The organism is Microbacterium sp. NPDC055455 (assembly GCF_053619935.1).
This window is the reverse complement of sequence record NZ_JBSHLB010000002.1, coordinates 325,657-348,648: the sequence shown is the minus strand read 5'-3', so window position 1 is coordinate 348,648 and position 22,992 is coordinate 325,657. Positions and strand designations below refer to the sequence as shown.

Below are 22,992 nucleotides of genomic sequence, written 5' to 3'. Positions count from 1 at the left end.
AGGCTCGGAGCATGATCTCCTCAGTCCGCGGCACGGCCGTGCACGTCGACGCGGACGCGGTCGTCGTCGAAGTCGGCGGAGTCGGCCTCCACGTGGCCGTGACGCCGCAGGTGGCACGCATGACGCAGGTCGGCGACACCCTCACGCTGCACACGTCGCTGATCGTCCGCGAGGACGCGCTGTCGCTGTTCGGGTTCGAGTCCCGCGAAGAGCTGGGCGTGTTCGGGCTTCTGCTGGGCGTCACGGGCGTCGGACCGAAGTCGGCGCTCGGGGTGCTGTCCACCCTGACCGTCCCGCAGATCGCCGACGCGGTCGCCGCCGACGACGACGCGCCGTTCCGCCGCGTGTCGGGGATCGGCCCCAAGACCGCGAAGCTCATCGTGGTGCAGCTGGCGGGGAAGATCGCCGTCACCAGGCCCGCCGGCCCCGCCGGCGGCGCAGGCGCCGCCGCGGCGATCCCGGCGCAGGTCGTGCAGGCGCTCGTCGGGCTGGGGTGGTCTGAGCGCGTGGCAGCCGAAGCGGTGGACCTCGTCGCCGCCGACGCCTCCGACAGGGACCGCTCCTCGGTCCCCGCCCTGCTGCGACTGACCCTGGCGACCCTCGGGCCCGCGCGGAAGGAGCCGGTCGGTGGCTGAGGTGCGCGAGGCGACCGAGCCGGTCGACGAGGCCGAGCTCGCGATCGAGGGCGCGCTGCGCCCCGGCTCGCTCGCCGAATTCGTCGGACAGCAGAAGGTGCGCGGTCAGATGCAGCTGCTGCTGGACGCCGCGCGCATCCAGCAGCGCCCCGCCGACCACATCCTGCTCTCCGGACCCCCGGGCCTCGGCAAGACGACGCTCGCGATGATCGTCGCGCACGAGAGCGAACGGCCGCTGCGGCTGTCCAGCGGTCCGGCGATCCAGCACGCCGGCGACCTGGCGGCGCTGCTGTCGAGCCTGACGCCGGGAGAGGTGCTCTTCATCGACGAGGTGCACCGCATGGCGCGCTCGGCGGAGGAGATGCTGTACCTCGCGATGGAGGACTTCCGCATCGACATCATGGTCGGCAAGGGCGCCGGTGCGACCAGCATCCCGCTCGACCTCGCCCCCTTCACGCTGGTCGGCGCGACGACGCGGTCGGGGCTGCTGCCCAATCCGCTGCGCGACCGCTTCGGATTCACCGCGCATCTGGAGTACTACGAGCCGGAAGAGCTCGAGCGCGTCATCGAGCGCTCGGCGGCCATGCTCGGCGTCTCGCTGCCGCCGGCGGCCCGCGCCGAGATCGCCCGCCGGTCCCGGGGGACGCCGCGCATCGCCAACCGCCTGCTGCGTCGCGTGCGCGACTACCTCGTGGTGCACGGCAACCGTCGCGGCGCCGACATCGCCACCGTCGACGCCGCTCTGGACCTCTACGACGTCGACGCCATCGGGCTGGACCGCCTGGACCGCGCCGTCCTCGACGCGCTCGTGCGGCGGTTCCGCGGCGGTCCCGTGGGCCTGGGCACCCTCTCCGTCGCGGTGGGCGAGGAGCCCGACACGATCGAGTCGGTGGTGGAGCCGTACCTGGTCCGCATCGGCTTCATGGGCCGCACACCGCGCGGACGCATCGCGATGCCGGAGGCGTATGCCCACCTGGGGGTGCCCCTCGCAGACTCGGCGCTCCGATTCGATGACCTATAATCGCTGGAGGCTTTCGCCCACCCCCTCCTGCAAGGCAGTGCCGCCGCTGGCGCGCACGCCTTAACCGAAAGGTGCTCCCGCCTCCATGGACCTCGCTACGTTCCTGAGCAATTACGGCCTCATCATCCTGCTGGTCGGACTCCTCGTCTTCATGTTCTGGAGCTCGCGCCGCCGGATGCAGAAGCAGAAGCTGGAGCAGGAGGAGAAGGCCCGCCAGACCGTCCCCGGCGCTGAGGTGCTCCTGCAGGGCGGCCTGTACGGCACGATCGTCTCGTACGACGCCGACAACCTCGACCAGCCCGCCATCGTCGAGCTGGCCCCGGGCGTGCAGATCAAGGTGCACAGCCAGGCGATCCTGCGCATCGTGAACCCCACCGTCGGCGCCGTCAGCGAGGACGAGTACCTCGCGGCCGAGGAGAGCCACGCCGAGTACGCCGAGGGCGTCGCCAACGGCGACATCAGCTCGATCAGCGACGACCAGGCCGCCACCGGCAACACGAAGGCCGACCCCGACACCGAGCCCGGCACCAAGTCGCAGGGCTGACGCCCCTCCTCCGCCCGTTCGGGCATCCCAAGAAAGCAGAGACGTGGCGACATCCACTCCCGTCCGGCATGCGTGGCGCGCGCTGACCGGCCTCCTCGCCATCACGGCCCTCCTGTTCGGCATCAACGCCCTGGGCGTGTACGTGTTCGGCCAGAGCTCGTGGACCCCCGCTCTCGCCCTGGACCTCCAGGGCGGCACCCAGATCGTGCTCGAGGCCCAGACCGAGGACGGCGCCGACCCGTCGGCCGAGCAGATGGAGCAGGCCGTCACGATCATCCGTCAGCGCGTCGACGCCTCCGGCGTCGGCGAGGCCGAGGTGACCACGCAGGCGGGCAACCAGATCGTCGTGCAGATCCCCGGGCAGGCCGACGAGGAGACCCGCAACCGGATCGAGGCCTCGGCGCAGCTCCAGCTGCGCGCCGTGCTGTACGCAGGCGACCCCGCCACCGAGTTCGTCGGAGAGGACGGCAACGCCACGCCGTATCCGACTCCCGATCCCACGCTGCAGGCGACGCCCACGACCTCGCCGACCAACGGCAGCGACACCGCGTGGATCACGCCGGCCCTGCAGGCCGAGTTCCTCGCGTACGACTGCTCCGACCCGGCCAACGACCCGGCCAGCGCTCCGGCCGACGAGCCGCTGATCACCTGCGACGCCGACCGCACGGTCAAGTACATCCTGGGCCCGGTCGAGCTCGACGGCTCGTCGATCGACGACGCGACGTTCGGCCTGCAGCAGCAGAACGGGCTGTGGGCGGTCAACCTGCAGTTCGACGGCGAGGGCACCCAGATCTTCGGCGAGATCAGCCAGCGCCTGTACGGCGCCCAGGCGCCGCTGAACCAGTTCGCGTTCGTCCTGGACGGGTACGTGCTCTCGGCGCCCTCCATGAACGGCGTCATCACCGACGGCAAGCCGAGCATCACCGGCAGCTTCACCCAGGAGACCGCCAAGGTGCTCGCCGACCAGCTCAAGTACGGCGCGCTGCCGCTGAGCTTCACGGTCGAGAGCTCCAACTCCATCTCGGCGACGCTCGGCTCGCAGCAGCTGCAGATCGGCCTCATCGCGGGTCTCATCGGTCTCGCGCTCGTCGCGCTGTACTCGCTCATCGTCTACCGCGCGCTCGGGTTCGTCATCATCGCCTCGCTGGCGGTCATGGCCGTGCTCACCTACGTCACGCTGTGCATCCTCGCGTGGCGCATGGGCTTCCGCCTCTCGCTGGCCGGCGTCGCGGGCCTCATCGTGACGATCGGCTTCACGGCCGACTCCTTCATCGTCTACTTCGAGCGCATCCGCGACGAGCTGCGCGACGGCAAGTCGGTCACGGCGGCCGTCGAGGACGGCTGGGGACGCGCGAAGCGCACGATCTACATCTCGAAGTCGATCAACATCCTCGCCGCAGTGGTCCTCTACATCCTCGCGGACTCGACGGTGAAGGGCTTCGCCTTCACCCTCGGCCTCACCACGGCCATCGACGTCCTGATCTTCATCCTGTTCACGCACCCCGTGATGCAGCTGCTCGTGCGCACGACGTTCTTCGGGTCGGGGCATCCGCTGTCAGGGCTCGATCCGACGGCGCTGGGCGCGGTGTACCGCGGGCGCGCGCAGTTCCGCGAGCCGGTGCTCGCCGGCGGCGCCGCCGGACGCCGCACCGTCAAGGCCCGCGGCGAGGCCGTGCGCCGCCAGACGATCGCCGAGCGCAAGCAGGCCGAGCTCGCCGCGGCCGACAGCAGACCGGGCACGACCGTCAAGGAGGGAGACGACTGATGCGCTCCATGAGCCAGCTCGGCAACGACCTCTACACGGGCAAGACGTCGTTCCCCTTCGTCGGACGCCGCAACCTGTGGTTCCTCATCGCGGCGCTCCTCGTCCTCGGCTCGGTTCTCGTGCCGCTGTTCCGCCCGATCCAGTTCTCGATCGAGTTCACCGGCGGCTCGCAGTTCACCGTCAACGGCGTGCAGTCGCCGGTCGACCAGTCGCTGGCGACCGACGCCGTGCTGTCGGTGGTGCCCGAGGCGACGACGAAGGTGGTCACGATCGGAGAGGACGCCGTCCGCGTCCAGACCGATCAGATGACGGATGCCGAGAGCCGCGAGGTCTCCGACGCCCTCGCCGAGGCGTACGACGTTCCGGAGAGCGAGGTGAGCTACGCGTTCATCGGCCCCAGCTGGGGTGCCGACGTGACGCGGCAGTCGCTGTGGGGACTGGCGATCTTCCTGGCCCTGACCTTCATCATCCTCGCGCTGTACTTCCGCACGTGGAAGATGTCGGTGTCGGCGATCATCGGCCTCGTCGACGTCCTCATCATCACCATCGGCGTCTACGCGCTGTTCGGGTTCGAGATCTCGCCCGCCGCGGTGATCGGCTTCCTGACGATCCTCTCGTACGCCCTGTACGACACCACGGTCGTGTTCGACAAGATCCGGGAGAACACCAGCGAGGACGGAGAGGTGTCGGGGCGCACCTTCGGTGAGTCGGTCAACCTCGCGGTGAACCAGACGCTCGTGCGCTCCATCAACACGACCGTCGTGGCGATCCTGCCGACGGGTGCGATCCTGTTCATCGGCCTCATCTGGGCCGGCGCGCAGACGCTCACAGACCTGTCGCTGTCGATCTTCGTGGGAACGATCGTGGCCGCGTACTCGACCATCTTCGTCGCCGCGCCGCTGTACTCGCTGCTGCGTGAGAACGAGCCGGCGATCAAGACGCGCGACGCGCGCGTCGTGACGGCGCGCGAGCTGGCCGGCACCCCGGCCTGAGCGCACGACGCGCGGGCGTAGGATTGTGAGGTCCGGCGGAGGGGAGGGTTTCGAATGACCGAGACCGTTCCCCCCGCCCAGTCCTCGTCGCTTCGGCGTCTCGTGCCGCGCATCTTCTCGCGGTCGGCACGGCGCGACGACGTCGAGCAGCTCCTGCGCACGGTGCGCACGCACCACCCCAAGGGCGATCTGTCGATCGTCGAGCGCGCGTACTCGGTCGCCGAGTCCGCCCACTCCGGCCAGGCGAGGCAGAGCGGCGAGCCCTACATCACGCATCCGCTCGCGGTGGCCCAGATCCTCGCCGACCTCGGTCTCGGCCCGCGTGCGATCGCGGCGGCCCTGCTCCACGACACAGTGGAGGACACGCACTACTCGCTCGAGATGCTCACGAGCGAGTTCGGCGACGAGGTCGCGATGCTCGTGGACGGGGTCACGAAGCTCGACAAGGTCAAGTACGGCGAGAGCGCCCAGGCCGAAACCGTCCGCAAGATGATCGTCGCGATGTCCCGCGACATCCGCGTACTCCTCATCAAACTCGCCGACCGGCTGCACAACGCGCGCACCTGGGGCTTCGTCCCGCCGGAGAAAGCTCGCAAGAAGGCCACCGAGACGCTCGAGATCTACGCGCCGCTGGCTCACCGGCTCGGCATCCAGGCGATCAAGTCCGAGCTCGAGGACCTCTCGTTCGCCGTGCTGCACCCGAAGCTGTACGCCGAGATCGACAGCCTCGTCAAGCAGCGCACGCCGCAGCGCGAGCAGTACGTGCAGAACGTGATCGCCGCGGTCGACAGCGACCTCCGCGAGCTGCGCATCCGCGGCCGCGTGATGGGCCGCCCCAAGCAGCTGTACTCGGTGTACCAGAAGATGGTCGTGCGCGGTCGCGAGTTCGACGACATCTACGACCTCATCGGCATCCGTGTCCTCGTGGGCAGCGTCCGCGACTGCTACGCCGTGCTCGGTGCGATCCACGCACGCTGGACGCCGCTGTCCGGGCGCTTCAAGGACTACATCGCGACGCCGAAGTTCAACCTGTATCAGTCGCTCCACACCACGGTGATCGGCCCGGGCGGGCGCACCGTCGAGATCCAGATCCGCACGCACGAGATGCATCAGCAGGCGGAGTACGGCGTGGCCGCCCACTGGAAGTACAAGGAGCAGATGAACGGCGGCAAGACGGACGCCAAGTCCGTCGACACCGACATGGCGTGGCTCGCGCACATCTCCGACTGGCAGGCAGAGACCGCCGACCCGGGCGAGTTCCTCGACTCGCTGCGGTTCGAGATCGGCGCGAAGGAGGTCTACGTCTTCACGCCGAAGGGGCGCGTGATCGGCCTCCCGGCCGGCGCGACCCCGGTGGACTTCGCCTACGCCGTGCACACCGAGGTGGGCCACCGCACGATGGGTGCGAAGGTGAACGGCCGCCTGGTGCCGCTGGAGTCCGAGCTCAAGAGCGGTGACGTCGTCGAGGTGTTCACCTCCAAGAACCCCGACGCCGGCCCCAGCCAGGACTGGCTCGGGTTCGTCAAGAGCACCCGCGCGCGCAACAAGATCCGCGGCTGGTTCACCAAGGAGCGCCGCGAGGAGGCGATCGAGCAGGGCAAGGAGTCGATCGCCCGCGCGATGCGCCGGCAGAACCTGCCGCTGCAGCGCCTGATGAGTCAGGACTCGTTCACCGAGGTCGCCCACCAGCTGCGCTACGAGGACGTCTCCGCGCTGTATGCCGCCGTCGGCGAAGGTCACGTCTCGACGCAGTCCGTGATCGAGAAGGTGACCGCGCTCGTCGCCGCCAACGACACCACGACGGGTCCGATCGACCTGCCGGTCGTCGGTCGCTCCCGCGCGCCGCGCGGCGGGGACTCCGGCGTCCTCGTCCGCGGAGCCCCCGACATCCTCGTGAAGCTGGCCAAGTGCTGCACGCCGGTCCCCGGAGACGAGGTCGTCGGCTTCGTGACCCGCGGCAGCGGCGTCTCGGTGCATCGGACCGACTGCACGAACGTGAAGTCGCTGATGGCGGACCAGGAGCGCCTGATCGACGTCGAGTGGGCGCCGACCACCAAGAGCGTCTTCCTGGTGCAGATCCAGGTCGAGGCGCTGGACCGCTCCGGGCTGCTGAGCGATGTCACGCGCGTGCTCAGCGAGCACCACGTCAACATCCTCTCGGCCACCGTCTCGACCTCGAACGACCGGCTCGCCCTCAGCCGGTTCGTGTTCGAGATGGGCGACATCGTCCACCTCGACCGCGTGCTGAACGCGGTCCGGCGCATCGACGCGGTCTACGACGTGTACCGCGTCACGTCGTCCTGATCCGCGGCCTGGATCCGTTGGAGCACCGACAGGGCTGATCGCTTGTGGGGGAGCGTCCCGGCCTCCAGACGTGCGATCGCGAGGGGGACGAGGGCCGGAGCGGCCGCGGCGAGCAGCCGCGCCGCCCGCACGTGAGGCCCGTCGCCGAGCCGGGCGAGGTCGGCGAGCGTGCGCTCCGGCGTCGTCACCAGGACGCCGCCGACGCGCTGGAGGTCGTCGGGCGCGACGGCGAGGTCGCGGTAGACCAGCCGGCGGTCGGGGACGAGGTGCAGCCGCCGCGCCACCGCCCGCTGGACGGTGTGCCGGGCAGGCGGCAGCGGGAGCCCGCCATGGACCCACGCGGCGGTGAGGTGGGTGGCGGCGAGGGTGTCGCCGAGGATCGGGGTCAGCGACCCCGCCCGCAGCGCCGCCGTCTCGACGGCGTCGGCCGGGATGTACGCGTCACCGAGTGCGACGAGGTCGCCGTCGAGGCAGGCGGCCGTGAGCTCGGCCTCCGAGAGGCGATCGTCGGTGAAGTAGAGGAACGGCGATCCCATGGGGGAAGTGTGCCGCAGCGCGCGGCCGTCGCGGGCGCCGCATCGGCCGGGCTGTGGAGAACGCGATCGGCGTCAGTCCCTCCGGCCGTGCGTGCGTCGGCTCAGCCGCCCAGTGCCTTCAGCCACGAACGGCGGGCTTCCAGCGCCTCGGTCGCCTTCGCGATCGCGCGCTTGTCGCCCGTCGCTTTGGCCGCCTCCACCTCGTCCTCGAGCTTCTGGATCGCGTCGGTCAGCTGGCGCGTCATGTCGTTGGCGCGCGCCTTCTGCTCGGGGTCGTTCCGCTTCCAGTCGGCGTCCTCGCGGGTGCGCAGCGCGTTCTCGACGCGCCGGAGCTCGTCGTCGAGGGAGCGCTCGGTGTCGCGCGGGAAGACCCGTCCGATCTCGTCCCAGCGGCGCTGGATGCCCGTGAGGATCGACCTCGCCTTGGCGATGTCGCGCTCGTCGCCGACCGCCTTCGCCTCCTCGAGCAGACCGCGCTTGAGCTCGATCTTCTCGCGGGATGCCTCGGCGTCCGCCGCCTCGCGCTCCACGCGTGCGCCGTAGAGGGCGTCGCCGGCGGCCTTGAACCGGGCCCACAGCGCGTCGTCGACCTTCTTGCCGGCGCGGCCGGCGGTCTTCCACTCGTCAAGCAGCTCGCGGTAGGCGGGGATGCCGTCCTCGCCCTTGGACGACAGCGCCTCGGCCTTCTCGACCAGACGGCTCTTGCGGTCGCGGACGGTCTTGTGGGCCTCGTCGAGCTCGGCGTAGAACGCACGACGGTGCTTGTCGACCGTCGCACGGGCGTCGCGGAATCGCTTCCAGAGCTGCTGCGCGGTCGACTTCGGCAGGCGGGGGCCGCTCTGCTGCTGCGACTGCCACTGCTCGAACAGCGCGTTGAGGTCGGCGCTCGCCTGCTTCCACTGCACCGTCTTGGGGTCGCGCGCCGCGAGGGCCTCGGCCTTCTCGACGAGCTCCGTGCGTGCCTTGACGGCGTCGTCGACGGCCGCGCGGGCCGCCACGGCCTCGGTCTCGGACTCCGCGGCGAGGGTCTCGGTGAGAGCAGCCACGCGGGCCGCAAGGCTCGCGAGGTCGCCGACCGCCGCGGCGCCGTCGAGCTTGCCGTTGATGGTGCGGGCGGTGGCGCGCAGGTCGGATGCGGACGCGCCGCCGCGGCGGTGACGCACCTCGAGGAGCGTCACCTCGCTCGCGAGGTCGGAGTACTTGCGCTCGAAGTACGCCAGGGCCTCCTCGACGGAGCCGTCGGGATACTGGCCCACGACGCGCCACCCGGCGGCCTCGCGAACCGAGACGGTGCCGTCCTCGTCGACGCGGCCCCAGGGCTCGTCGGACGCCGGAGCGGGCGTCTCGGCGCCGGCGGCGGGCTCGGCGTCGGCGACTGCGGGCTCGGCGTCGGCGACCGCAGGCTCGGCGTCGTCCGTCGCCTCTGGGGTCTGCTCGGGCTCGGCGTCCGCGGGGGCCTCGTCGGGCAAGCCGTCGGCCGCGGCCGCGGCATCCGTCCCGTCCGCCGTGCTCTCGGCCGCCTCCGCGGTCGCGGGGTTCTCGTTCTCGCCGGTCCCGGTGTTCTCGGGGGCGTCGGTCTCGGGCTGGAAGTCTGCTGCGGCAGTCACGGGATGCACCTCATCGCGGCTCGCGCCGTCTGTAGGGAGTAGGACGGCTAAAGCCTAGTACGGCGGATGCCCCGACTCCGATGACTTCGCCGCCTCGGGGATCGACCTCGTCAGGACGTCGCGGTGGGGCTCGGCGTCGGCTCGGGCGTCGTGGTGGGCGCGGGCGTCGACGACGGGGTGGGCTCCGTCGGCGAGGGCGTGGGCGTGGTCACCGACGTCGGGGACGGGGCAGGTGCTCCGGGCCCCGCCACGAAATAGACCGTCTGCGCGGCGATGAGTCCCAGCACCAGCACGCCTCCCGCGATGCCGGCGATGAGATTGTCGCGGCGACGGCGACGGGCCTGGTCCTCATGGAACTGCCGACGCGCCTGATAGAGCCGCGAGCGCTCCTTCTCGGCACGTGCGCCGCGATCCTTGCCACCGGTCGCCACGGGACCTCCTCGTTCGCCTCGTCGCCGGCCGTCCCGCGCGGGGGAGGGCCCGGTCGTCCGCTCCGGACCGGATCGGGCCGCGCGGTGCTCCCGGGGCGCGCCCGGGCGGGTTGATCCTACGGGGCACGCCCGGCGGCGGCCAAAACGCCCCGGATCCGCCGTCCGCGCACCGGGATAGCCTGGAGGCGTGACCAGTCCGACCGCGCTCTTCCAGGGGCTCACCCCTCTCGCGGTCCGCATGCGTCCGACCTCGCTCGACGAGGTGGCCGGTCAGTCGCACCTGCTGCGCGCGGGATCCCCGCTCGTGACGCTCGCGAACCCCGAGGCGGCCGCGCGCGCCGCGACCTCGGTCATCCTGTGGGGGCCGCCCGGCACCGGCAAGACGACCCTCGCCCAGGCGATCGCGCGCTCCTCCGGCCGGCGGTTCGTCGAGCTGTCCGCCGTGACGGCGGGCGTGCGCGACGTGCGCGAGGTGATGCAGGAGGCGCTGACGCAACGCGATCTGTACGGGCAGTCGACCATCCTCTTCCTCGATGAGATCCACCGCTTCACCAAGGCGCAGCAGGACGCCCTGCTGCCCGGCGTCGAGAACGGCTGGGTCGTCCTCATCGCGGCGACCACCGAGAACCCCTCGTTCTCGGTCATCTCCCCGCTGCTGTCGCGCTCGCTCCTGCTCACCCTCAAGCCGCTCACCGACGACGACCTGCGCATGCTGCTCGACCGGGCGGTGGCCGATCCGCGCGGACTGTCCGGCGCGGTCGCGCTGGGCGACGAGGCTCGCGACGCGATCGTGCGCCTGGCGTCGGGGGACGCGCGGCGAGCCCTGACGGCGCTCGAGGCCGCGGCATCCCTCGCGGTTCCCGACGACGATCCCGACGACGCCGAGGCGGCCGGGGTCCCCGAGATCACGACCGAGCAGGTGTCGCAGGCCGTCGACCGGGCACTGCTGCGCTACGACCGCCAGGGGGACGAGCACTACGACGTCATCAGCGCGTTCATCAAGTCGATCCGCGGCTCGGACGTCGATGCCGCCATGCACTACCTCGCCCGCATGATCGAGGCGGGTGAGGACCCCAGGTTCATCGCCCGCAGGCTCATCATCTCCGCGGCCGAAGACATCGGACTGGCCGATCCGCACGCGCTGCCGATCGCGGTGGCAGCCGCGGATGCCGTGCAGTTCATCGGCATGCCCGAGGGCCGCCTCCCGCTGGCAGAGGCGACGGCGTACCTCGCGACCACGGCGAAGTCCAACGCCGCCTACCTCGCGATCGACAAGGCGATCGCCGACGTGCGCGCGGGCGGCTTCGGGCGGGTCCCGGTCCACCTGCGCGACGCGCACTATCCGGGCGCCAAGCGCCTCGGTCACGGCAAGGGCTACGTCTACCCGCACGACGCCGAGATCGGCATCTCGCCGCAGCAGTACCTTCCGGACGAGCTGCGCGGACGCCGGTACTACGAGCCCAAGGCGCTCGGCGCGGAGCGCGACGTGCAGGCGCGCCTCGAGAAGATCCGGCGCATCCTCGACGGCAGCTGATCGATATCCCTCAGAGGTAGATATATATCCCTCAAAGGAATATCGTGGCGTTCGACCTCGGAGGCGCCCATGCAATTCGTCATCCTCGGCCTGCTGCTCGGCGGGCCGCTGTCGCTCTACGACCTCCAGAAGCGGTTCGCCGCGGGGATCTCGCTGTTCTACAGCGCGAGTTCCGGCAGCATCCAGCGCGCCCTGCAGCACCTGACCGCCGTCGGCGCGGTGGTGGTCGAAGAGGCCGACGGCACCAGGCGCGGCCGAAAGGTCCACCGGATCACCGACGAGGGCACCCGACGGTGGCGGGCCTGGATGCTGGCGCCCATCCCGCAGGGGACGGAGGCCGAGACGACCGTGCTCGCCAAGGTGTTCCTCCTCGGCAGGCTCGAGCCGGCGTCGGACCGCGCCGGCGTCCTCCGCACCATCCGCGAGCACGTGGACGACGCGCGGCGGGCGCTGGAAGCCCTCGCCGTCGAGGTGGACGCGCGGACGGGGGATCTCGACCCCGCCACCCAGCGGCTGTTCGCGTACCAGCGCGCGACGCTGGACTACGGCCTGCGCTCGCACGCGCTGATGCGCGCCTGGATCGACGAGATGGGGGAGAAGCTGCCATGACCGCGAAGCCCCGCGCCCGCGCGCGCACCCTCTTCGGACTCGCGTCCGCGGCCGCCCTGGTGGTGACCGTGGTCTTCGCCACCGTCGGCGACGGCGTTGAGGTTCCCGAGGCCACGGGGCTGCGCCTGGCCGTCGTCGACGGCGGCCACACGCTGGTGTGGGCCCTCCTGACCGCCGCCTTCGCGATCGCGGCCGTCCGCGCGCGCTGGGGCCGCCTGTCGAACGGGCTCGCCGTCGCAGCGGGCATCGCGTACGCCATCTTCCTCATCGCCGTCTTCGTCTGGAGATAGGGATGCCGCCGACACCCGCCCTCGTCGCGGCCACCGTTGCCACGCTGATCCTGTGCGCGCTCGCGGTGCTGCAGGCCTGCGTGGCCGCAGGCGCACCGTGGGGAAGGTTCGTGTGGGGCGGCGCCCATCGTGTGCTGCCGCGTCGCCTGCGCATCGGCAGCGCCGTCTCGGTGGTGCTGTACGCGGCCTTCGCTGTCGTGCTGCTCAGCCGGGCGGGCGCGCTGCCCGGCGGCGACAGCCCCGCCGTCGCGGTGATCACCTGGGTGCTCTTCGGTTACTTCGTCGTCGGCATCGCCATGAACGCGGTCTCGCGCAGCCGGGCCGAGCGCCTCACGATGACCCCCGCCTGCGCCGCTCTCGCAGCCGCCACGCTGGTCGTCGCCCTCTCATGAAGGGCCCGGCGGACCTCTGGTAGGCTTGAGCGGCTCGAAACTCCGTTTTCGGGCATCCCCTCTCTTCTTCACCGACCTGCCGGCATGCCCCGGCGTGCAGTCCGGACAGGGCGAAGACAGGGCGATACGCCCGCGAGCCGTGAGAGACACGGCAGCGTCATCGAAAGGAACACTTCGTGGCTACGAAGTCCCAGGACCGCCGCAAGGTCCGTCTGTCGCGCGCGCTCGGCGTCGCGCTCACCCCGAAGGCCGCCCGCTACCTCGAGAAGCGTCCCTACGCTCCGGGCGAGCACGGCCGCACCAAGCGCAAGGCCGACAGCGACTACGCCGTCCGTCTCCGCGAGAAGCAGCGTCTGCGCGAGCAGTACGGCATCCGCGAGAAGCAGCTGCGCATCCAGTTCAACGAGGCTCGCCGCACCCAGGGCCTGACCGGTGAGAACCTGGTCGAGCAGCTCGAGATGCGCCTGGACGCCCTCGTGCTCCGCGCCGGCTTCGCCCGCACCACCGCGCAGGCGCGTCAGCTCGTCGTGCACCGCCACATCCTCGTGGACGGCCAGCTCGTCGACCGCCCGTCGTTCCGCGTGAAGCCGGGTCAGCTCATCCATGTCAAGGGCAAGAGCGAGGGCCTCGAGCCCTTCCAGGTGGCGGCCGCCGGCGGTCACGCCGACGTCCTGCCCCCGGTCCCGGGCTACCTCGAGGTCGAGCTCGACAAGCTCCAGGCCCGCCTGGTGCGCCGCCCGAAGCGTGCCGAGGTCCCCGTGGTCTGCGACGTCCAGCTCGTCGTCGAGTACTACGCGGCCCGGTAACACGGTCGCACGAAGGGCGCCGGGGCAACCCGGCGCCCTTCGTCGTTTCCGCATACGATGGGAGGATGCCGCGCTCCGGCGGCCCCGCGAGGAAGTGGTGACATGAAGCTCCTGTGGTTCCTGTTCGGCATCGCCGGCGGATTCGTCCTCGCGCACCTGGTCAACAAGGACCCGCGCGGCCACGAGATCCTCGCCGAGGTCGACGCCCGCATCACGGAGTTCACCGACCGCATCGGCGACGCGTACCGCGAGCAGGAGTCCCGGTTCGCGGGGATCGTCGACGACGTGCGCGATGCCGCCGCCGACGCCGCGGGCACGGCCGCCGCCGCGGCATCCGAGGTCCTCGACTCGGCTCAGACCGCCGCCCGCAAGATCGCGGACTGACGACGCCGGCCGCCACGCGGCCACCGGCTCCGAACACCCTCGAAACACCCTCTCCCTCACGCACGCCCCCGCACGCATCAGCAAGGACCCGCATGAAGACCGCCGAGATCGCCCAGCGCTTCCTCGATTACTTCGAGAAGAACGGCCACACCATCGTCCCGTCGGCCTCGCTCGTGACCGACGACCCTGCGCTGCTGTTCACCGTGGCCGGCATGGTGCCCTTCATCCCGTATCTGTCGGGGGACGTGCCCGCGCCCTATCCGCGGGCCGCCGACAACCAGAAGTGCATCCGCACGAACGACATCGAGGAGGTCGGCAAGACCCCTCGGCACGGCACGTTCTTCCAGATGCTGGGCAACTGGTCGTTCGGCGACTACTTCAAGGAAGGCGCGATCCGCTACGCGTGGGAGCTCCTCACGAGCGCCGAGGCGGAGGGCGGCCTGGGCTTCGACCCGAAGGACCTGTGGGTGACCGTCTACGAGGAGGACGACGAGGCCCACGACCTGTGGCTGCGGCTCACCGGCCTGCCCGAGGAGCGGATCCAGCGTCTGGGCAAGGACACCAACTACTGGAGCACCGGGCTGCCCGGCCCCGCCGGCCCCTGCTCGGAGATCTTCTTCGACCGCGGCCCCGCGTACGGCGTCGACGGCGGCCCCGCCACCGATGACGACCGGTACGTCGAGATCTGGAACCTCGTGTTCATGCAGTACGAGATCACCAACGTGCGCTCGAAGTACGACTTCGACGTCGTGGGGGAGCTGCCGAACAAGAACATCGACACCGGCATGGGCCTGGAGCGCATCGCGTTCATCAAGCAGGGCGTCGACAACATGTACGAGACCGACCAGGTGCGTCCGGTCCTCGACCGCGCGGTGGCGCTGTCGGGCCGCACGTACGGCGCGAACCACGACGACGACGTGCGCTTCCGTGTGGTCGCCGACCACGTCCGCTCGTCCCTCATGCTCATGTCGGACGGCGTCACGCCGTCCAACGACGGCCGCGGCTACATCCTGCGCCGCCTGATGCGACGGGTCATCCGCTCGATGCGCCTGCTCGGCGTCGACGGGCCGACGTTCGCAGAGCTGTTCGCGGCCTCGCGCGACGCCATGAAAGATGCCTACCCCGTCGTCGAGACGGACTGGGCGCGCATCTCGCAGTACGCCCTCGCCGAGGAGGCCACCTTCCTGCGCACGCTCGCCGCGGGTGAGGCGATCCTCGAGGAGTCCCTGACCGGGACGAAGGCCGCCGGCGGGACCTCCATCCCCGGCGATGAGGCGTTCCTGCTGCACGACACCTACGGCTTCCCGATCGATCTCACCCTCGAGATCGCCGAGGAGGCGGGCCTGAGCGTCGACCGGGCCGCGTTCGACACCCTCATGCAGGAGCAGCGCGCGCGGGCCAAGGCCGATGCGCGCGCCCGCAAGCGTCAGCTCGCCGACACCAGCGTGTACCGCGATCTGCGCGCGCAGGGCGAGACGGTCTTCACGGGGTACACCGACCTCGAGACCGAGTCGCGCGTGCTCGGCATCCTCGTCGACGGCACGTCGGTCGATCGCGCGAGCGTCGGGCAGATCGCGGAGGTCATCCTCGCCGAGACGGCGCTGTACGCCGAGTCGGGCGGACAGGTCGCCGACAAGGGCGTGATCGTGGGTCCGGGCTACGAGCTCGAGGTCCTCGACGTGCAGAAGCCCGTGCCGGGCCTGGTGAGCCACACCGTCGAGGTCTCCACCGGAGAGGTCGGCGTCGGCCAGCCGGCCACGTCGGTGGTGGATGCCGCGAACCGCCGCGCCGCCCGCCAGGCGCACTCCGCGACCCACCTCGTGCACGCCGCCCTGCGCGACACGCTCGGCAAGACCGCGACGCAGGCCGGCTCGCTGAACCGCGCCGGCTACATGCGCTTCGACTTCTCGTGGGGCCAGTCGCTGTCCGACCAGACGAAGTCCGAGATCGAGGAGATCGCCAACAACGCGGTGCGGGACAACCTCGAGGTGACCACGCGCGTGCTCCCGCTGGATGAGGCCAAGGCCCTGGGCGCGATGGCGCTGTTCGGCGAGAAGTACGGCGACACGGTGCGCATGGTCGACATCGGCGGCCCGTGGTCGCGCGAGCTGTGCGCCGGCACGCACGTGTCGGCGAGCGCCGAGGTCGGACTCATCAGCCTCGTGGGCGAATCGTCTGTCGGCGCCTCCAACCGCCGTGTCGAGGCGCTGGTCGGCCTGGACGCCTTCCGGTCGCTGGCCGCGGAGCGCGCGCTCGTCTCGCAGCTCACCTCCTCGCTCAAGGCGCCGCGCGAGCAGCTCCCCGCCCGCATCGCCGAGCTCCAGGCCAGCCTCAAGGCCGCCGAGAAGAAGATCGCGGCTTTCGAGGCCAAGGCGCTCGGGGACCGCCTGCCCGCCCTCGCGGGCACCGCGACCCGCGTCGGTGAGACCCTGGTGGTCGCCGAGTCGCTCGGCACCGCCGCGTCGGCCGACGACGTCCGCTCGCTCGCCCTGCAGGTGCGCGAGCGCCTCGGATCGGACGCCGCCGTCGTCGCACTGGGCGCCGTCGTGAACGACCGCCCCGTCGTCATCGTCGCGACCAACGACGCCGCGCGCGCCGCGGGCGCCAAGGCGGGCGCTCTCGCCAAGGGCGCCGCGGGCGTGCTCGGCGGCGGCGGAGGCGGCCGAGACGACGTCGCGCAGGGCGGGGGAGCGGATGCCGCCTCCCTGCCGGCCGCGCTGGCCGCCGTGAAGGACGCCCTCGCCGCGTGAGCGGCGCGCGCTCATGAGCGGGTTCCGCAGGGGCACGCGGCTCGGTGTCGACGTCGGCAAGGCCCGCGTCGGGGTCGCGAAGTGCGACCCCGACGGGCTGCTCGCGACGCCGGTCGAGACCGTGCCGCGCGACGACGGCTCCGTCGCGCGCGTCATCGCCCTCGCCGACGAGCACGGGGCCTTCGAGGTGCTGGTCGGTCTGCCGCTGAACATGAGGGGCGAGGACACCGCCTCGACCCGGGACGCACGGGAGTTCGCAGCGGCGCTGGCCGCGGCATCCGCTCTCCCGGTGAGGCTCGTGGACGAGCGCCTCTCGACGGTCTCCGCACACGCGGCCCTGCGCAGTTCGGGCAGATCCCAGCGTTCGTCGCGTACCATCATTGACCAGGTCGCCGCGGTCGTCCTGCTCCAGCAAGCGCTCGATGTCGAGAAGAGCACCGGCCGTCCGCCCGGAATCACCGTCCCCCAGGAGCCAGCCTGATGCCCGACTCATCGCCTGACGGCGAAGCGATCCCCCAGTCGCGTCGCGCCGCCCGCGAAGCCGCAGCCCGCCGGTCCTCGACCGGCGCCACACCTGCGCAGGCCCCGGCCTCGTCGCCGGCGGCCGCTCCGCCGGCGTCGTGGGAGACGCTCGTCTCCGGGCCGTCGCCGGTGAGCCGGAGCGATTCCGCGCCGTCGCCGGCTCACGCCGCGCCGGCGGGCGACGGCTCCGGCGAGGGATTCCAGCCCGTGCCGATTCGGACCCCGCGACCGGCGGATCCGGTCGGCGCCGAGGGCTCGTCCTCCGACGACGACCCATGGATCTTCGCCGGCGCCGGCGTCGGCCCCGCGATGCCCTACAGCCGCGCCGCGAACGGCACCGCCGCCGGGGCCGCGCCCTCCGCAGCGCGGTCGGCGGCGCCCCGCGGCGACGCGCCGGCGGCGGACTTCGCGAGCGGGACGCTCGAGGAGCTGTTCAGCGGTTCCACCTCGACGGAGGACATCGGAGACGTGCCACCCGCCAAGAACCGGAGGCGCCGGCGCGCCGCGGGGTGGATCGCGCTCGGCGTGGTCCTCGCCATCCTCGGCGGCGTCGCCGCCGGCGGCCTCTGGGTGTGGAACACCTATGAGGACAACATCCGCGAGGTCATGGGGTGGGAGGAGCCCAAGGACTACGAGGCGGGCCTGGCCAACGGCGAGGCGTTCGTGACGATCGCCTCGGGCGACACCGGCTCGCCCATCTCGCAGTCGCTGTACGACGCCGGGGTGACCAAGACGCCCGACGCGTTCTACGACTACCTCATCGAGAGCGGGCAGAACCCGAACTTCCAGCCGGGCGTGTTCAAGCTGCAGAAGCAGATGACGAGCGAGGCCGCGCTGGCGGCGCTGCTCGATCCGGCCAACAAGCAGGAGTTCACGGCGCAGATCCCCGAGGGCTTCACGGTGGACGGCACGCTCGAGCGGCTCGCCGAGGGCGCCGGGCTGCCGCTGGATCAGCTGCAGGCCGCCGCGGCGGACCCCGCCGCGTACGGCGTGCAGGCCGACAGCCTCGAGGGCTGGCTCTTCCCCGCGACCTACACGTTCGATCCGAGCGTCACCCCCCAGTCGGCGATCCAGACGCTCGTCGACCGCACGGTGCAGTCGCTGGACGAGGCAGGGGTGCCGCCCGAGGATCGTCAGCGCATCCTGACGATCGCGTCGATCATCCAGCGCGAGGCGCGGTTCGAGCAGGACATGCAGAAGGTGTCGACCGTCATCCAGAACCGGCTCGATCCGAGCAACCAGGAGACGTTCGGCAAGCTGCAGATGGACTCCACCGCGCAGTACGGCTACGGCGAGATGCACGACGGGACGGTGAGCTCCTCCGAAGAGGCGCTGAACGACCCCAACCCGTGGAACACCTACGTCCACACGGGGCTGCCGGTCGGACCGATCGCCAACCCCGGCGACGTCGCGATCGACGCGGCCATGCATCCCGCCGAAGGTCCGTGGCTCTACTTCGTCACGGTCAACATGAACACCGGCGAAACCGTCTTCACCGAGACCTACCGCGAGCACCTGCGATACGTCGAGCAGTGGCAGCAGTGGTGCGCCGACAACCCGGACTCGGGGTGCTGACGCCCGGCGCGACGCGTCTGGAGGTATGGGGCGATCCCATCGCGCACAGCCGCTCGCCGCAGCTGCACGCCGCCGCCTACGCGGTGCTGGGCCTGGACTGGTCGTACGGCCGCCGCCGCGTCGACGCAGCGTCGTTCGGGCAGGAGCTCGCCGGGCTCGACCGTGAGTGGCGCGGTCTGTCGCTCACGATGCCCCTGAAGGCGGTCGCCTTCGACGCCGCGGCGACCCGCGACCGCCGGGCCGAGCTCACCGGCGCCGTCAACACGCTCCTGCTGCGGGGCACGGACTCGGGCATGCCCCGCGGCTTCAACACCGACGTCGGCGGCATCGTGCGCGCGCTCTCGGACGACCGGATCACCGTCGTCCCCCGTGCGCGGATCGTGGGAGCGGGCGCCACGGCGACGTCCGCCCTCGTGGCGCTGTCCGAGCTGGGAGCCAGCGAGGTGGAGGTGGCCGCCCGTCGGCCCGAGGCCGTCCACGCTCTGGTGCAGCTCGGAGAGCGGCTCGGCATCGCGGTCTCCCCGGCGCCGCTGGCGGCATCCGATCATCCCGCCGTCCCCGTGACGATCGCGACGCTCCCGGGCGAGGCGCAGCTGCCCGCCGCCGTCGCCGATGCGCTCGCGCGCTCGGGCGGGCTGCTCCTGGACGTCGTGTACGGGCACTGGCCGACCGCTCTCTCCGACGCGTGGGAGCGCGCGGGCGCTCCGGCACGGTCGGGCCTGGGCATGCTGCTGCACCAGGCCCTGCTGCAGATCCGCATCTTCCGCCACGGCGACCCCGACATGCCGATGGACCGGGAGGACGAGGCCCTCGCAGCCATGCGCCGCGTGCTCGTCGATCCTCACACGGCGTAACCCGCCCGCCCCGCGTGGGAGACTGGAGCAATGCTCCGCGTGCTCACGGCCGGCGAATCGCACGGCCCAGAACTCGTCGCCATCATGGAGGGACTTCCCGCCGGCGTCCCGATCTCCCGCGCTGCGATCCAGGCGGACCTCGCGCGCCGCAAGCTCGGCTACGGTCGAGGGTCGCGCATGAAGTTCGAGGAGGACGAGCTGACCATCTCGTCCGGCGTGGTCCACGGATCCTCGCTCGGCAGCCCCATCGCGCTGCGCATCGGCAACACCGAGTGGCCGAAGTGGGTCGAGGTCATGAGCGCCGAGCCGGTCGAGCTGACGGAGAAGTCGCGCGGTCGCGGTGCCGCGCTCACCCGCCCGCGCCCCGGACACGCCGACCTCGTCGGCATGCAGAAATACGGCTTCGACGAGGCCCGGCCGATCCTCGAGCGCGCGAGCGCCCGCGAGACGGCCGCTCGCGTGGCGCTCGGCGCCATCGCCCGCGCCTTCCTGGCGGAGCTCGGCATCCGCCTGGTCAGCCACACCCTGTCGATCGGCCCGGTCCGCGTCCCAGAGGGCGCAGCGCTGCCCGCACCCGACGACGTCGAGGTCCTCGACGCCGATCCGCTGCGCTGCTTCGACCCGGCCACGAGCCAGGCGATGGTCGCAGAGGTCGACGCCGCCCGGAAGGACGGCGACACGCTCGGTGGGATCGTCGAGGTGCTCGCCTACGGCCTGCCGCCCGGCCTCGGCTCGCACGTCCACTGGGACCGGCGCCTGGACGCCAAGCTCGCACAGGCGCTCATGAGCATCCAGGCGATCAAGGGCGTCGAAGTCGGCGACGGCTTCGAGACCACGCGCCGGCGCGGATCGGCGGCGCACGACGAGCTGTTCACGGCCGAGGACGGCATCACGCGCTCCAGCGACAAGGCGGGCGGCACCGAGGGCGGCATGTCCACCGGCACGGTGCTGCGCGTGCGCGCCGGCATGAAGCCGATCGCGACGGTGCCCCGCGCCCTGCGCACCGTCGACGTCTCCACCGGAGACGCCGCCTCTGCACACCACCAGCGCTCCGACGTGTGCGCGGTCCCGGCCGCCGGCGTCGTCGCCGAGGCGATGGTCGCCGTCGTCCTGGCGGACGTGGTCCTGGAGAAGTTCGGCGGCGACAGCGTCGCCGAGACGCGTCGCAACATCGACGGCTACCTCGCGGCGATCCCCGAGGAGCTGCGCACGGCTGCCCGGAGCGACGCCGGCCTGCTCTCGCATGACGCCGCACTCTGACCCGGTCGTGCTGATCGGCCCGATGGGCTCGGGCAAGACCAGCATCGGCAAGAAGGCGGCGCGGGCACTGGGCGTCCCGTTCTTCGACACCGACGCCGCCGTGGTGCGCGAGCACGGACCGATCGAGCGGCTGTTCGCCGAGCACGGCGAGGAGCACTTCCGCGCGCTCGAGCGCGAGGCGGTCGTCGCCGGGCTCCGCGGCGGCGGCATCGTGTCGCTCGGCGGCGGCGCGGTCATGCACCCGCAGACGCGCGCCGACCTCGCCGGCCACCGGGTCGTGCTGCTGACCGTCACGGCGCGCGTGGTGGCCGGCCGCGTCCGCGACTCGGCCCGCCCGCTGCTGCAGGGCGAGGATGCCGTCCAGCGCTGGACCGCCATCTACGAGCAGCGGCGTCCGGTGTACGAGGAGCTCGCCGACGTGACCTTCGACACGTCGAGCGGAGCGGTGCAGGATGTCGTGGACGCCCTCGTGGACTGGGTGCGCGGCGACGCGGCGCACGAGGCGCTCGGGCCCGCCGGGGCCGAGCAGGAGGAGACGGACGTGCCCAGCGAGCGGAGCGAGTCGAGATGACGGATGCCACGACCATCGGCGTGAGCGGCGACGCGCGCTACGACATCACCGTGGGGCGCGGCATCCTGTCGACGCTCGGCGAGGCGCTGCCCCCCGCCGCCCGCAAGGTGCTGGTGATCCACCCCCCGACGCTCGCGGCGCAGGCCGAGCGCCTGCGCGCGCAGCTGATCGACGACCGCGAGGTGCTCCTCGCCGAGATCCCCGACGCCGAGGCCGGCAAGCGCATCGAGGTCGCCGCGTTCTGCTGGCAGGTGATGGGCAAGGCGGACTTCACCCGCACCGACGCCGTCGTCGGATTCGGCGGGGGAGCGGTGACCGACCTCGCCGGCTTCGTCGCGGCGACCTGGCTCCGCGGCGTCGAGGTCGTGCAGGTGCCGACGACGGTGCTGGGCATGGTCGACGCGGCGGTGGGCGGCAAGACCGGCGTCAACACCGCCGAGGGCAAGAACCTCGTCGGCGCGTTCTGGGCGCCGCGCGCGGTCATCTGCGACCTCGATCTGCTCGATTCGCTCTCGCGCAACGAACTCGTCGCCGGGTACGCCGAGGTGGTCAAGGCGGGCTTCATCTGGGCTCCCGAGATCCTCGACCTCGTCGAGGCCGACGCCGAGGCCGCGGTCGATCCCCGCAGCGACGCGTTCCGGCGCACGATCGAACTCGCCATCGACATGAAGGCGCGGGTCGTGGGGGAGGATCTCCGCGAGGCCGGACTGCGCGAGATCCTCAACTACGGCCACACGCTCGGCCACGCGATCGAGCACGCCGAACGGTACCGCTGGCGCCACGGCGCCGCGATCTCGGTCGGCATGGTGTTCGCCGCCGAGCTCTCGCGGCTGGCGGGACGCCTGCCGGATGCCGCGGCGCAGCGTCACCGCGAGATCCTCGAGACCCTCGGGCTTCCGACGAGCTACCGCCCCGGCGCGTGGCCGCAGCTCCTGGCCACGATGCAGCGCGACAAGAAGAGCAGGGGCGGCATGCTGCGCTTCATCGTGCTGGACGACATCGCCAAGCCCACCGTGCTGCAGGCGCCGGACGAATCCCTGCTGTTCGCGGCCTACCAGGAGGTCGCGGGGTGACGGCGGCGGTCGCGCGACGCGTCCGCGAGGACGAGTGGGCGCGCGTGCGCGACCTCCGGATCCGTGCCGTGGGCGATCCGGACGCCGGCATCGCCTTCCTCTCCACCCCCGAGCAGGAGCTCGCGCACGACGACGAGTTCTGGCGCCGACGGACTCTGGACGCGGCGATCGGCGACGAGGCGGCGCAGTTCGTCGCCGAGGCCGACGGCCGGTGGGTCGGATCGGCCACCGTCCTCGTGCGCGCCGTCGGCACCGTCGACCACACCGGTCGCACCGTGTACACCGCCCGTGCCGACGTCGTCGGCGTCTACGTGAGCCCGGAGCACCGCGGCGCCGGCACGATCGACGCGCTGTTCGACGCCGCCGCCGCGTGGGTCGCCGGGCTCGGCATCCGTCGTCTCACCCTGGACGTCCACGCCGACAACGCCCGTGCGCAGGCCGCCTACCGGCGCAACGGATTCGTCCCCACCGGCGAGACCTTCACGAGCACCATCGGGCCCGAGATCGTGATGGCGCGCGCGCTCTGAACCGGCGAGC

Annotated in this window: 23 protein-coding genes; 20 read left to right on the top strand and 3 right to left on the bottom strand. The window is 71.7% G+C overall.

The features are described 5' to 3' along the window. Positions 1–11 precede the first annotated feature (11 nt). The 6 genes from ruvA to ACWGUG_RS08035 all read left to right on the top strand — a co-directional run bounded on the left by ruvA (position 12) and on the right by ACWGUG_RS08035 (position 7,261). Positions 12–635, top strand: coding sequence for a Holliday junction branch migration protein RuvA (gene ruvA / locus ACWGUG_RS08060; RefSeq protein WP_452324375.1), 624 nt, complete (start codon positions 12–14; stop codon positions 633–635). Continuing rightward, positions 628–1,656 (top strand): Holliday junction branch migration DNA helicase RuvB, encoded by a 1,029-nt coding sequence (gene ruvB / locus ACWGUG_RS08055; RefSeq protein WP_336398007.1) that lies wholly within the window; start codon positions 628–630, stop codon positions 1,654–1,656. The genes ruvA and ruvB overlap by 8 nt, the downstream gene beginning before the upstream one ends. A gap of 85 nt (positions 1,657–1,741) precedes the next feature. Next, on the top strand, positions 1,742–2,200 hold the full coding sequence (locus tag ACWGUG_RS08050) for a preprotein translocase subunit YajC (protein WP_336398006.1): 459 nt from the start codon (positions 1,742–1,744) through the stop codon (positions 2,198–2,200). A gap of 43 nt (positions 2,201–2,243) precedes the next feature. After that, positions 2,244–3,965: a protein translocase subunit SecD gene (gene secD, locus ACWGUG_RS08045; protein ID WP_452324374.1), complete on the top strand. Its 1,722-nt coding sequence runs from the start codon at positions 2,244–2,246 to the stop codon at positions 3,963–3,965. Further along, positions 3,965–4,957 (top strand): protein translocase subunit SecF, encoded by a 993-nt coding sequence (gene secF, locus ACWGUG_RS08040; protein ID WP_336398004.1) that lies wholly within the window; start codon positions 3,965–3,967, stop codon positions 4,955–4,957. The genes secD and secF overlap by 1 nt, the downstream gene beginning before the upstream one ends. A gap of 54 nt (positions 4,958–5,011) precedes the next feature. Next, positions 5,012–7,261 carry a RelA/SpoT family protein gene (locus tag ACWGUG_RS08035; protein ID WP_336398003.1) on the top strand — a complete coding sequence of 750 codons (2,250 nt, stop codon included), beginning with the start codon at positions 5,012–5,014 and terminating at the stop codon, positions 7,259–7,261. On the opposite strand, the gene ACWGUG_RS08030 is transcribed toward ACWGUG_RS08035, so the two are convergent. The 3 genes from ACWGUG_RS08030 to ACWGUG_RS08020 all read right to left on the bottom strand — a co-directional run bounded on the left by ACWGUG_RS08030 (position 7,231) and on the right by ACWGUG_RS08020 (position 9,835). Continuing rightward, entirely contained in the window at positions 7,231–7,797 is a 567-nt protein-coding gene (locus tag ACWGUG_RS08030) for a hypothetical protein (protein WP_336398002.1), read from the bottom strand. The genes ACWGUG_RS08035 and ACWGUG_RS08030 overlap by 31 nt on opposite strands. A gap of 101 nt (positions 7,798–7,898) precedes the next feature. Next, positions 7,899–9,404, bottom strand: coding sequence for a DUF349 domain-containing protein (locus ACWGUG_RS08025; RefSeq protein ID WP_452324373.1), 1,506 nt, complete (start codon positions 9,402–9,404; stop codon positions 7,899–7,901). Positions 9,405–9,514: 110 nt separating this feature from the next. Continuing rightward, on the bottom strand, positions 9,515–9,835 hold the full coding sequence (locus ACWGUG_RS08020; protein WP_336398000.1) for a dioxygenase: 321 nt from the start codon (positions 9,833–9,835) through the stop codon (positions 9,515–9,517). Positions 9,836–10,073: 238 nt separating this feature from the next. Here ACWGUG_RS08020 and ACWGUG_RS08015 point away from each other — a divergent pair, with 238 nt between their 5' ends. From ACWGUG_RS08015 to ACWGUG_RS07950, 14 genes are all read left to right on the top strand, one after another. Next, complete coding sequence (locus tag ACWGUG_RS08015; protein ID WP_452324532.1) at positions 10,074–11,369, top strand: replication-associated recombination protein A; 1,296 nt, start codon at positions 10,074–10,076, stop codon at positions 11,367–11,369. 69 nt (positions 11,370–11,438) lie between these two features. Further along, a complete protein-coding gene (locus ACWGUG_RS08010; protein ID WP_452324372.1) occupies positions 11,439–11,978 on the top strand; it encodes a helix-turn-helix transcriptional regulator in 540 nt (179 codons plus the stop codon). Then, positions 11,975–12,268 carry a hypothetical protein gene (locus ACWGUG_RS08005; protein ID WP_336397997.1) on the top strand — a complete coding sequence of 98 codons (294 nt, stop codon included), beginning with the start codon at positions 11,975–11,977 and terminating at the stop codon, positions 12,266–12,268. The genes ACWGUG_RS08010 and ACWGUG_RS08005 overlap by 4 nt, the downstream gene beginning before the upstream one ends. Before the next feature lie 2 nt (positions 12,269–12,270). Continuing rightward, positions 12,271–12,660, top strand: a complete 390-nt coding sequence (locus ACWGUG_RS08000) for a hypothetical protein (protein WP_336397996.1) — start codon at positions 12,271–12,273, stop codon at positions 12,658–12,660. A gap of 176 nt (positions 12,661–12,836) precedes the next feature. Further along, positions 12,837–13,466, top strand: a complete 630-nt coding sequence (gene rpsD / locus ACWGUG_RS07995) for a 30S ribosomal protein S4 (RefSeq protein ID WP_336397995.1) — start codon at positions 12,837–12,839, stop codon at positions 13,464–13,466. A gap of 102 nt (positions 13,467–13,568) precedes the next feature. Continuing rightward, positions 13,569–13,850, top strand: a complete 282-nt coding sequence (locus ACWGUG_RS07990) for an ATPase (RefSeq protein WP_336397994.1) — start codon at positions 13,569–13,571, stop codon at positions 13,848–13,850. A gap of 92 nt (positions 13,851–13,942) precedes the next feature. After that, positions 13,943–16,600 (top strand): alanine--tRNA ligase, encoded by a 2,658-nt coding sequence (gene alaS, locus ACWGUG_RS07985; RefSeq protein ID WP_378880840.1) that lies wholly within the window; start codon positions 13,943–13,945, stop codon positions 16,598–16,600. A gap of 13 nt (positions 16,601–16,613) precedes the next feature. Then, a complete protein-coding gene (ruvX, locus tag ACWGUG_RS07980) occupies positions 16,614–17,081 on the top strand; it encodes a Holliday junction resolvase RuvX (protein ID WP_452324371.1) in 468 nt (155 codons plus the stop codon). Continuing rightward, positions 17,081–18,697: an endolytic transglycosylase MltG gene (gene mltG, locus ACWGUG_RS07975; protein ID WP_452324370.1), complete on the top strand. Its 1,617-nt coding sequence runs from the start codon at positions 17,081–17,083 to the stop codon at positions 18,695–18,697. Before ruvX ends, mltG begins: the two co-directional genes overlap by 1 nt. Then, positions 18,664–19,551, top strand: coding sequence for a shikimate dehydrogenase family protein (locus tag ACWGUG_RS07970; protein WP_452324369.1), 888 nt, complete (start codon positions 18,664–18,666; stop codon positions 19,549–19,551). The genes mltG and ACWGUG_RS07970 overlap by 34 nt, the downstream gene beginning before the upstream one ends. Positions 19,552–19,581: 30 nt before the next feature. Next, positions 19,582–20,811 (top strand): chorismate synthase, encoded by a 1,230-nt coding sequence (gene aroC / locus ACWGUG_RS07965; protein ID WP_452324368.1) that lies wholly within the window; start codon positions 19,582–19,584, stop codon positions 20,809–20,811. Then, on the top strand, positions 20,795–21,382 hold the full coding sequence (locus ACWGUG_RS07960) for a shikimate kinase (RefSeq protein WP_452324367.1): 588 nt from the start codon (positions 20,795–20,797) through the stop codon (positions 21,380–21,382). Before aroC ends, ACWGUG_RS07960 begins: the two co-directional genes overlap by 17 nt. Then, complete coding sequence (gene aroB / locus ACWGUG_RS07955; protein ID WP_378880823.1) at positions 21,379–22,455, top strand: 3-dehydroquinate synthase; 1,077 nt, start codon at positions 21,379–21,381, stop codon at positions 22,453–22,455. Before ACWGUG_RS07960 ends, aroB begins: the two co-directional genes overlap by 4 nt. After that, the gene (locus tag ACWGUG_RS07950; protein ID WP_378880821.1) at positions 22,452–22,982 is read left to right on the top strand and encodes a GNAT family N-acetyltransferase; all 531 of its coding nucleotides are present in this window, start codon (positions 22,452–22,454) and stop codon (positions 22,980–22,982) included. The genes aroB and ACWGUG_RS07950 overlap by 4 nt, the downstream gene beginning before the upstream one ends. Positions 22,983–22,992 lie beyond the last annotated feature (10 nt).